This window comes from Streptomyces capparidis (genome assembly GCF_054782095.1).
In genome coordinates this window covers 1-11,206 of record NZ_BAAGTD010000104.1, presented here as the reverse complement: position 1 = coordinate 11,206, position 11,206 = coordinate 1, and the positions used below count along the sequence as shown (strand labels likewise).

The 11,206-nt window shown below is 78.8% G+C and carries 3 protein-coding genes; all 3 read left to right on the top strand.

Going from position 1 to position 11,206, the window contains the following annotated elements; genetic code table 11:
- A partial coding sequence (locus tag ACYVO2_RS36815; protein WP_461012488.1) for an SDR family NAD(P)-dependent oxidoreductase occupies positions 1 to 3,924 on the top strand: 3,924 nt, incomplete at its 5' end.
- Positions 3,925 to 3,951: 27 nt separating this feature from the next.
- Positions 3,952 to 9,525 carry a type I polyketide synthase gene (locus ACYVO2_RS36810; RefSeq protein ID WP_461012487.1) on the top strand — a complete coding sequence of 1,858 codons (5,574 nt, stop codon included), beginning with the start codon at positions 3,952 to 3,954 and terminating at the stop codon, positions 9,523 to 9,525.
- Positions 9,526 to 9,539: 14 nt separating this feature from the next.
- The coding region (locus ACYVO2_RS36805) for a type I polyketide synthase (RefSeq protein ID WP_461012486.1) at positions 9,540 to 11,206 on the top strand (1,667 nt) is incomplete at its 3' end.

Sequence of the window (11,206 nt, the reverse complement as noted above, 5' to 3'; positions counted from 1 at the left end):
GCCGTCGCCATCGAGGACGCCCCCGCGGTCGGGTCCCTGCGCCGCGACGAGGGCGGGCTGCGCCGGTTCCTGACCTCCGTCGGCGAGGCCCACACCCACGGCGTCACCGTCCGGTGGACCTCCCTGTTCCCCGGCCCGCGCCGCCACCTCGACCTGCCCACCTACCCCTTCCAACGCCGCCGCTACTGGCTGACCGGCGCCGCGGCGGGCGGTGACGCGCGCGCCCTCGGGCTGCGCGAGAGCGGCCATCCGCTGCTGGGCGCGGCCGTGCCGCTGGCCGGCGGCGAGGAGGTCGTCCTCACCGGGCGGCTGTCCGTCGAGTCGCACCCCTGGCTGGCCGGGCACCGGGTGCTCGGCGCGCTGCCCGTGCCGGGCACCGCGCTGGTGGAGCTGGCCGTGCACGCCGGTGACCGGGCAGGGTGCGGCACGGTCGAGGAGCTGACCCTCGCCGCGCCGCTGGTGCTGCCCGAACGCGGCGGCGTCCACGTCCAGTTGACCGTCGGCGCCGCCGACGAGCACGGCCGGCGCCCGGTCACCGTGCACTCCCGGCCCGACGACGCCCCGGACGCCCCGTGGACCCGGCACGCCACCGGTGTCCTCGCCGCGGCGGCCGGCGAACCCGGCTGGGAGCTGAGCGCCTGGCCGCCCCCCGGGGCGGAGCCGGTGGACATCGCCGGGGTGTACGAGCGGCTGGCCGGTGACGGCCTGGAGTACGGGCCGGGCTTCCGCGGGCTGCGCGCGGCGTGGCGGCGCGGGGACGAGGTCTTCGCCGAGGTCCGCCTGCCGGGCGAACCCGAAGGCGGGGCCGCGGAGTTCGGCCTGCACCCGGCGCTGTTCGACGCCGCCCTGCACGCCGCCGCGCTGACCGAGCGGGACGGGGTCGGGCTGCCGTTCTCCTTCACCGGTGTCACCCTGCACGCCACCGGCGCCACCGCGCTGCGGGTGCGGCTGACGCCCGCGGGGCCCGGCGCGGTCGCGGTGGCGGCCGCCGACGACACCGGCCGCCCCGTGGTGTCGGTGGAGTCCCTGGCCGGCCGCCCCGTGACCCGGGGGCAGCTCACCCCGGCGCGGCACCCCCTGCTGCACGTCCAGTGGACCCCGGCCGCGCTGCCCGAGCGGGCCCCCGCCGGCCGGTGGGCGGTGCACGGGGACGGCGGCCACGGCCTCGACCCCGCGGTGTTCACCGGGCCCGGCGCGGACGGGGCGGCGCCCGACGTGCTGTTCCTGCCCTGCCTGCCCGACCCCGGCGGCCCCGCCCAGTCGCGGGACCCGGCCGCGCGGGAGGCCGTGCACCGCGCGCTCGCCCTGGTCCGGGACCGGCTGGCCGACGAACGGCTCACCGGCTCCCGACTGGTGCTGGTCACCCGGGGCGCGGTGGCCGCCGCCCCCGGCGAGAGCGTCACCGACCTGGCGAACGCCACCGTGTGGGGCCTGGCCCGCTCCGCGCAGACCGAGCACCCCGGGCGGCTCGTCCTGCTCGACCTGGACGCCCGGCCGCTGCCCCGCGAGCTGCTGGAGCGCGCCCTGGCCTGCGGCGAACCCCAGTTGGCGGTGCGGGCCGGGCAGGTGCTGGTGCCCGGCCTGGCCCGCGCCGACGACGGGCGGGGCCTCACCCCGCCGTCCGGCGACGCCCCCTGGCGGCTCGACGTCACCGGCAAGGGCACCCTGGAGAACGCCGCGCTGCTGCCCAGCCCGGCCGCGGCGGCGCCGCTGGAGCCGGGGCAGGTCCGCGTCGCGGTGCGCGCCGCCGGGATGAACTTCCGCGATGTGCTGCTCGCCCTCGGCATGGTCGACCAGGACGTCATGGGCGGGGACGCCGCCGGGGTCGTCCTGGAGACCGGGCCCGGCGTGACCGGCCTCGCGCCCGGCGACCGCGTGCTGGGCATGGTGCCCGCGTCGTTCGGCCCGGTCGCCGTCGCCGATCACCGGCTGCTCGCCCCGATGCCCGGCAACTGGTCGTTCACCGAGGCCGCGACCGTGCCCATCGCCTTCCTCACCGCCCACTACGGCCTGGCCCGCCTGGCCGGCCTGCGGCCCGGCGAGTCCGTGCTGGTGCACGCGGCCACCGGCGGCGTCGGCCTGGCCGCCGTCCAGCTCGCCCGGCACCTGGGCGCCGAGGTGTACGCCACGGCCGGCCCCGCCAAGTGGGACGTGCTGCGCGGCCTCGGCATCCCCGAGGAGCGGATCGCCTCCTCGCGCGACCTCGGGTTCGAGGAGCGGATCCGCGCCGCCACCGGGGGCCGCGGCGTCGACGTCGTGCTGAACTCCCTGGCGCACGAGTACGTGGACGCCTCCCTGCGGCTGCTGGCCCCCGGCGGCCGGTTCATCGAGATGGGCAAGACCGACATCAGGGACGCCGCCGCCGTCACCGCCGCCCACCCCGGCACCTCCTACCAGGCGTTCGACCTCATCGAGGCCGGGCCCCCGGAGCTGCGGCGCATGCTGGCCGAACTGATGGCCCTGTTCGAGCGCGGCGCGCTGCGGCCGCTGCCGTCGGCCGCCTGGGACGTGCGCCGCGCCCCCGAGGCGCTGCGGCACCTCGGTCAGGCCCGGCACGTCGGCAAGGTCGTCCTCACCGTGCCGCCCCGGCTCGACCCCGAAGGGACCGTGCTCGTCACCGGCGGCACCGGGGTGCTCGGCGGCCTGGTGGCGCGGCGCCTCGCCGCGGTGCACGGCGTGCGGCACCTGCTGCTGCTCGCCCGCCGGGGCGAGCGGACACCGGGCGCCGACGCCCTGGCGGCCGACCTGACCGCCCTCGGCGCCCGGGTGACGGTCGCGGCCTGCGACGCCGCCGACCGGGACGCCCTCGCCGCGGCCCTCGCCGCCGTCCCCGCGGAACACCCGCTGACCGGCGTGGTGCACGCCGCGGGCGTCCTGGACGACGGCCTGCTCGCCTCCCTGACACCCGGGCAGGTGGACACGGTGCTGCGCCCCAAGATCCAGGCGGCGTGGAACCTGCACGAGCTGACCCGGGACGCGGACCTGTCGGCGTTCGTGCTGTTCTCCTCCGCCGCCGCCACCCTCGGCGGCCCCGGGCAGGCCAACTACGCCGCCGCCAACGCCTTCCTGGACGCCCTGGCCGGGCACCGGCGCGCCCACGGGCTGCCGGGCCTGTCCGTGGCCTGGGGCCTGTGGGCCCGGGCCAGCGGCATGACCGGGCACCTGGACACCGCCGACCTGGCCCGGCTGCGCCGCTCCGGCATCACCCCGCTGAGCGACGAGGACGGGCTCGCCCTGTTCGACGCCGCCCTCACCGCCGACCGGCCCGCGCTGCTGGCCGCGGGCCTCGACACCACGGACCTCGCCGAACCCGTGCCCCCGCTGCTGCGCGGCCTCGCGGGCGCCCCCGCCCGCCGCACCGCGCGCACCGCCGGCGGCGGGGCCGACGACCAAGCCTTGGCGCGGCGGCTCGCCCCGCTGCCCGAGGCCGAACGGGACCGGGTGCTGCTCGACCTGGTCAGCGAACACGCCGCGACCGTGCTCGGGCACGCGACACCGCAGGACGTCCACCCCGGCCAGGCGTTCCGCACCCTCGGCTTCGACTCGCTGACCGCCGTCGAGCTGCGCAACCGGCTCACCGCGGCCACCGGCCTGCGCCTGCCGCCCACCCTGGTCTTCGACCACCCGACGCCCACGGCCCTGGCCGCGCACCTGCGGGAGCGGCTCACCCCGCGGGCCGCCGCCGGGGACGAGGAGGCGCGGGTCAGGGCGGCGCTGTCCGCGATCCCGCTGACCCGGCTGAAGGAGGCGGGACTGCTCGACGCCCTCCTCGGCCTCACCGCGAGCGGCGGCCCCCCGCCCGCCGAGGGCACGGCGGCCGGAACGGCCGACGACACCGCCGACGGCACCGCGGACGACGCGGAGGCGATCGACGCCATGGACGCCGAGGCCCTGATCGGCCTGGCCCTCGACACCGACCACTGACCGCGCCCGGAGTTGCGGAGACACACGATGGCGGCAACCCAGGAACAGCTCCTCGACGCGCTGCGGGCGTCCCTGAAGGAGACCAAGCGACTGCGGCGGCACAACCGCGAACTCGCCGACGCGTGGCACGAGCCCGTGGCGATCGTCGCGATGGCCTGCCGCTTCCCCGGCGGCGTCCGGTCCCCCGAGGACTTCTGGCGCCTGCTGTCCGAGGGGCGTGACGCCGTCACGGAGTTCCCCGACGACCGCGGCTGGGACCTGGACGACCTGTTCGACCCCGACCCCGACGCGCCGGGCCGGAGCTATGTGCGGCACGGCGCGTTCGTCCGCGACGCCGACCGCTTCGACGCCGACCTGTTCGGCATCAGCCCCCGCGAGGCCCTGGCCATGGACCCGCAGCAGCGGCTGCTGCTGGAGACCTCCTGGGAGGCGTTCGAACGCGCCGGGATCGACCCGGCGTCGCTGCGCGGCAGCCGCACCGGCGTGTTCGTCGGCGCCGCACCGCTCGGCTACGCCGAGGGCGGGCAGGCGTCCGAGGGCGCCGAGGGCTACCGGCTGACCGGCACCGCCGTCAGCGTCGCCTCCGGCCGAGTCGCCTACTGCTACGGCCTGGAGGGGCCCGCGGTCACCGTGGACACCGCCTGCTCCTCCGCCCTGGTGGCGCTGCACCTGGCCTGCCAGTCGCTGCGCCGCGGCGAGTGCACCATGGCGCTGGCCGGCGGCGCCGCGGTGATGGCCGCGCCCCACATGTTCGTCGAGTTCAGCCGCCAGCGCGGGCTCGCCCCCGACGGGCGGTGCAAGGCGTTCGCGGCGTCCGCCGACGGCACCGCCTGGGGCGAGGGCGCCGGGGTGCTGCTGGTGGAGCGGCTGTCCGACGCCCGGCGCAACGGCCACCCGGTGCTCGCGGTGGTGCGGGGCTCCGCCGTCAACCAGGACGGCGCCTCCAACGGGCTCACCGCCCCCAGCGGCCCCTCCCAGCAGCGCGTCATCCTGGACGCCCTGGCCGACGCCCGGCTGACCGCCGACCAGGTCGACGCCGTGGAGGCGCACGGCACCGGCACCAGACTCGGCGACCCCATCGAGGCCCAGGCGCTGCTGGCCACCTACGGCCGGGGCCGCGGCGGCGAGCCGCTGTGGCTGGGCTCGGTGAAGTCCAACATCGGCCACACCCAGCTCGCCGCCGGCGCCGCCGGGGTGATCAAGATGGTGCTGGCCATGCGGCACGGCGTGCTGCCCCGCACCCTGCACGTGGACGCGCCGAGCCCGCACGTGGACTGGTCGGCCGGCGCGGTCGAGCTGCTCTCCGAGGAGCGGCCGTGGCCTGACGCGGACCGCCCCCGGCGGGCCGCCGTGTCCTCCTTCGGCATCAGCGGCACCAACGCCCACGTCGTGCTGGAGCAGGCCGAGGAGGCGGCGGACCACGCCGCGGAGGACGGCGAGCGGCCCGGCGGCGGGGAGCGGGCCGCCGTCCCGTGGCTGGTGTCCGCGCACAGCGCCCCCGCCCTGCGCGCCCAGGCCGCGCGGCTGCGCGACGCCGTGGCCGCCCACCCCGAGTGGCACCCGCGCGACGTCGCCCACGCCCTGGCCACCACCCGCGCCGCCCTGGAGCACCGCGCCGCCGTCGTGGGCGCCGACCGCGGCGAACTGCTCTCCGGACTCGACGCGCTCGCCCGCGGCGACGCAGCGCCGCACCTGTCCCTCGGCACCGCCCCCCGCCCCGGCAAGGCCGCGTTCCTCTTCACCGGCCAGGGCGCCCAGCGCCCCGGCGCCGGACGGGAGCTGCACGCGGCCTTCCCGGTGTTCGCGCGGGCCCTGGACGAAGTCTGCGAGGCGCTGGACGAACGGCTCGGCACACCGCTGCGCGACGTGCTGTTCGCCGCCGAGGACGACCCGGCGGCGCGGGCCCTGGAGCGCACCGACTTCGCGCAGGCGGGCCTGTTCGCGCTGGAGGTGGCGCTGTACCGCCTCGCCGAGTCGTGGGGGCTGCGCCCCGACGCCCTGCTCGGCCACTCCGTCGGCGAACTGGCCGCCGCGCACGTCGCCGGGGTCTTCTCGCTGCCGGACGCCGCCGCCGTGGTGGCCGCGCGGGGACGGCTGATGCACGAGCTGGCGCCCGGCGGGCTGATGGTGTCCGTCCAGGCCACCGAGGAGGAGGTGCTGGCCCTCCTGGCGGGCCGCGGACACCTCGCGGCCGTCGCCGCCGTCAACGGCCCGCGCGCCGTGGTGGTGTCCGGGGACGAGGACACCGTCTCGGACGTCGCCGCGAAGCTGCGCGCCGAGGGCCGCGCCACCAAGCGGCTGCGCACCGGCCACGCCTTCCACTCCCCGCACATGGACGCGGTGCTCGAACCGTTCCGCGCCGCCGTGGCCGCGACCGAGCCGGGCGAGCCCCGCCTGCCCGTCGTCTCCGACGTCACCGGCCGCCTGCTGACCGCCGAGGAGGCGCGCTCCCCGGAGTACTGGGTCCGGCACGTGCGCGAGCCGGTCCGCTTCCACGACGGGCTGCGCCACCTGGCCGGGCGCGGGATCGCCACCTTCCTCGAACTGGGGCCCGGCGGGGCGCTGTCCGCGCTGGTGCCGGACGCCCTCCCGGCCGCCCCCGACGGCACCGGCGCGCCCCCGGCCGCCCTGCCGCTGCTGCGGCGCGGCCGGCCCGAGCCCGCGACCGCCGTCACCGCCGTGGCGCGGGCCCACACCCGGGGCGTCGCCGTGGACTGGCGGGCGTTCCACGGCGCCGCGCCCCGCCGCCGGGTGGAGCTGCCCACCTACGCCTTCCAGGGCAGGCGGCACTGGGCCGCCCCGGCGCGCGCCGCGGCCCGGCCCGCCGCGCTCGGCCTGGACGAGGCCGGGCACCCCCTGCTCGGCGCCGAGGTCCGGCTCGCCGAGGACGGCGGGACGGTCCTCACCGGGCACCTGTCGCCGCGCTCCCACCGCTGGCTCGCCGACCACGTCATCCTGGGCACGCTCGTGGTGCCCGGCACCGCCTACCTGGACCTGGCCGCGCACGCCGCCCGCCGCGTGGGCTGCGACACCGTGGCGGAGCTCACCCAGGAGGCCCCGCTGGTCCTCACCGCGGGCCGCGGCGCGCGGGTGCAGCTCGCCGTGGGCCCGGCCGACCCGGCGGGGCGGCGGCCGTTCACCGTGCACTCCCGCCCGGACGACGGCGGGCCGTGGACCCGGCACGCCTCCGGGGTGCTGGCCGAGGGCGCGCCGGAGCCGCCGCAGGCGCCGCCCTGGCCGCCGCGGGACGCCGAACCCGTCGCCGTCGGCGGCTTCTACGACACGGCGGCGGGCCACGGCTTCGCCTACGGGCCGGCTTTCCGCGGGCTGCGCGCGGTGTGGCGGCGCGGCGACGAGCTGTTCGCCGAGGCCGCCGCCCCCGAGGAGGCCCGCGCCGACGCCGGGTCGTACGGCGTCCACCCGGCGCTGCTGGACGCCGCCCTGCACGCCGGGCTCATCGGCACCACCGGCGGCGCCGTGCTGCTGCCCTTCGCCTGGCACGGCGTCACCGTGCACCGCACCGGCGCCACCGCGCTGCGGGTGCGGCTCGCCCCGGCGGGCCCCGACGCGATGAGCCTGACCGCCACCGACGAGGCCGGGGAGCCGGTGGTGTCCGTGGCGCGGCTGCTGGCCCGCCCGGTGTCCCCCGAGCAGTTGCGGGCGGCCCGCCGCGGCCACCACGACGCGCTGTTCCGGGTGGAGTGGCAGCCCGTCCCCGAACCCGCCCGGGCCCCGGGGGCCGACGGCCACGCCGTGGTCGGGTCCGCGGGCCCGGCCGGCCACCCGGACCTGGCCGCGCTCGCCCGCGCCGCCGCCGGCGGGGAACCCGTCCCCGGCACCGTCTTCCTGCTCGCCGGCCCGCCCGGGGGGTCCGCCGCCGACCCGGCCCCGCCCCCCGAGGCCGCCAGGGCCGCGCTGCGCCGCGCCCTCGACGCCCTGCGGCACTGGCTCGACGACGCGCGCTTCGCCGGCTCCCGGCTGGTCGTCGTCACCCGCGGCGCCACCGCGACCGGGGACGAGAAGACCGCGCCCGACCCGGCGGCGGCCGCCCTGTGGGGCCTGGTGCGGGCCGCGCAGGCCGAGCACCCCGGCCGGTTCGGGCTGCTCGACCTCGCCGCGCCGGACGACGCCGCGGACCCCGCCGGCGGCCCCGCCGCCGCCGACGCCGACGACTCCGACGACGAGGTGCTGCGGCGCGCCGCGGCCACCGGCGAGCCGCAACTCGCCCACCGCGCCGGGCGGCTGCTGGCGCCCCGGCTGGCCCGCGCCCTGGCGGCGGAACCCGGCGCCGCGCCCGCCCTCGACCCCGAGGGCACCGTCCTGGTCACCGGCGGCACCGGCGCGCTCGGCGCCGCCCTCGCCCGGCACCTGGCCGCCGCGCACGGCGCCCGGCACCTGCTGCTCCTCAGCCGCCGCGGCCCCGACGCGCCGGGCGCCGCCGCCCTGGTGGACGACCTCACCGCGCTGGGCGCCCAGGTGACCGTCGCCGCCTGCGACGCCGCCGACCGCGCCGCCCTGGAGCGCACGCTCGCCGCCGTCCCCGCCGCCCACCCGCTCACCGCCGTCGTGCACGCCGCGGGAGCCGTGGACGACGCGGTGCTCGGCGCGCTCACCCCCGCGCACCTGGACGCGGTGCTGCGGCCCAAGGCCGACGCCGCCTGGCACCTCCACGAGCTGACCCGGGACCTGGAGCTGTCCGCGTTCGTGCTGTTCTCCTCCGCCGCCGCCACCCTCGGCGGCGCCGGGCAGGCCAACTACGCCGCCGCCAACGCCTTCCTGGACGCCCTCGCCCACCACCGCGGCGCCCTGCGCCTGCCCGCCGTGTCCCTCGCCTGGGGCCCGTGGGCGGCCCGCGACGGCATGGCCGGGCACCTCGACGAGGCCGCCCGCGGCCGGATGCGCCGCTCCGGCGTCGTCCCGCTGGCCACCGACGACGCCCTGGCGCTGTTCGACGCCGCCCTCGCGGGCGAGGACCGCGCCCCGCTGCCGGTCCGCCTCGACCTGGCCGCGCCCCGCACCGCCCCCGACGACGCCCCGCCCCTGCTGCGCGGCCTGCTCCCCGCCGCCGCCCGCCCCGCCCCCGACCCGGGACTGGGCCGGCGGCTCGCCGCCCTGCCCCCGGCCGAGCGGGACCGCGCCCTGGCCGACCTGGTGCGCGCCCAGGTCGCGCAGGTGCTCGGCCACGGCGCGGCGGACGCCGTCGACCAGGACCGGTCCTTCGACGACCTGGGCTTCGACTCGCTGACCGCCGTCGAACTGCGCAACCGCCTCGGCGCGGCCACCGGGCTGCGCCTGCCCGCCACCGCCGTCTTCGACCACCCCACCCCGGCCGCCCTCGCCCGGTACCTGCGCGCCGAACTCCCTCAGGACGAGGCGCCCGCCTCCGGCGGGGTGCTGGAGGAACTCGACCGACTGGAGGCCGCCCTGACCGGGCTCGCCGACGACGACCCCGGCCGCGCCAGGGTCGCCACCCGCCTGCGGGCCATCGCCTCCCGCTGGCAGGAAGGAACCGAAGGCGAAGCCGCGCTCCCCGGCGGCCTGGACACAGCAGAGGACGACGAGGTCTTCGACTTCATCGAAAAGGAACTCGGCATCTCCTGAGAGGCGAGCGCGACGTGGCGACCGAGGAAAAGCTCCGTTACTTTCTCAAGCGGGTCACCGCCGACCTGCACGAGACCCGCCGCCGCCTCCAGGAGAAGGAGGCCGCGGACAGCGAACCCGTGGCGATCGTGGGCATGGCCTGCCGGTTCCCCGGCGGGGTGGACAGCCCCGAGGCGCTGTGGCGGCTCGTCGGCGACGGCGTCGACGCCATCGGCCCGTTCCCCGGCGACCGCGGCTGGGACACGGCCGCCCTGTACGACCCCGACCCGGACCGGCCGGGCACCACCTACACCCGCGAGGGCGGGTTCCTGGACGACCCGGCCCTGTTCGACGCGGGCTTCTTCGGCATAGGCCCCCGCGAGGCCCTGACCATGGACCCGCAGCAGCGGCTGCTGCTGGAGACCTCCTGGGAGGCGTTCGAACGCGCCGGCATCGACCCGGCCGCGCTGCGCGGCAGCCGCACCGGCGTGTTCATCGGCACCGGCCACCAGGAGTACGCCGGGCTGCTGCAACGGGCCACCGAGAACCACGAGGGCTACCTGCTCACCGGCGGCGCCGCCAGCGTCATATCCGGCCGCCTGGCCTACACCTTCGGCCTGGAGGGGCCCGCGGTCACCGTGGACACCGCCTGCTCCTCCGCGCTGGTCGCGCTGCACCTGGCCTGCCAGTCGCTGCGCCGCGGCGAGAGCGGCACCGCCCTGGCCGGGGGCGTGGCGGTGATGGCGACCCCGGGCATGTTCATCGAGTTCGCCCGCCAGCGGGGGCTGGCGCCGGACGGGCGGTGCAAGGCGTTCTCGGCGTCCGCGGACGGCACGGCGTGGAGCGAGGGCGTCGGGGTGCTGCTGCTGGAGCGGCTGTCCGACGCCGTGGACCGCGGCCACCCGGTGCTCGCGGTGGTGCGCGGCTCCGCCGTCAACCAGGACGGCGCCAGCAACGGCCTGACCGCCCCAAACGGCCCCTCCCAGCAGCGCGTCATCTGGCAGGCCCTGGCCGACGCCCGCCTGGCGGCCCCCGACGTGGACGCGGTGGAGGCGCACGGCACGGGCACCGCGCTCGGCGACCCCATCGAGGCCCAGGCGCTGCTGGCCACCTACGGCCAGGACCGCCCCGAGGACCGCCCGCTGTGGCTCGGCTCGGTGAAGTCCAACATCGGGCACACCCAGGCCGCCGCGGGAGCGGCCGGGGTGATCAAGACGGTGATGGCGATGCGGCACGGGGTGCTGCCCCGCACCCTGCACGTGGACGCGCCCTCCCCCCACGTCGACTGGTCCTCCGGCGCCGTCCGGCTGCTGACCGAACCCCGGCCCTGGCCCGACGCGGACCGGCCGCGGCGGGCCGGGGTGTCCTCCTTCGGCGCCAGCGGCACCAACGCGCACGTGATCCTGGAGGAAGCACCGGGGGAGGAGCGGCCCGAGCCCGTGGCGGGTCCTGGTGTGGTGCCGTGGGTGGTGTCGGCGCGGTCCGCCGAGGCGCTGCGGGATCAGGTGGCGCGACTGCGGGACGCGGTGACCGCGCACCCCGAGTGGGACGCCGCCGACATCGGCTGGACCCTGCTCACCCACCGCTCCTCGTTCGAGCACCGGGCGGTGGTGGTGGGTGCGGATCGGGAGGAGTTGCTGCGGGGGCTGGGCGATCCGGTGGTGGGTCGTGGGGAGGGTCGTCGTGCGGTGTTCGTCTTTCC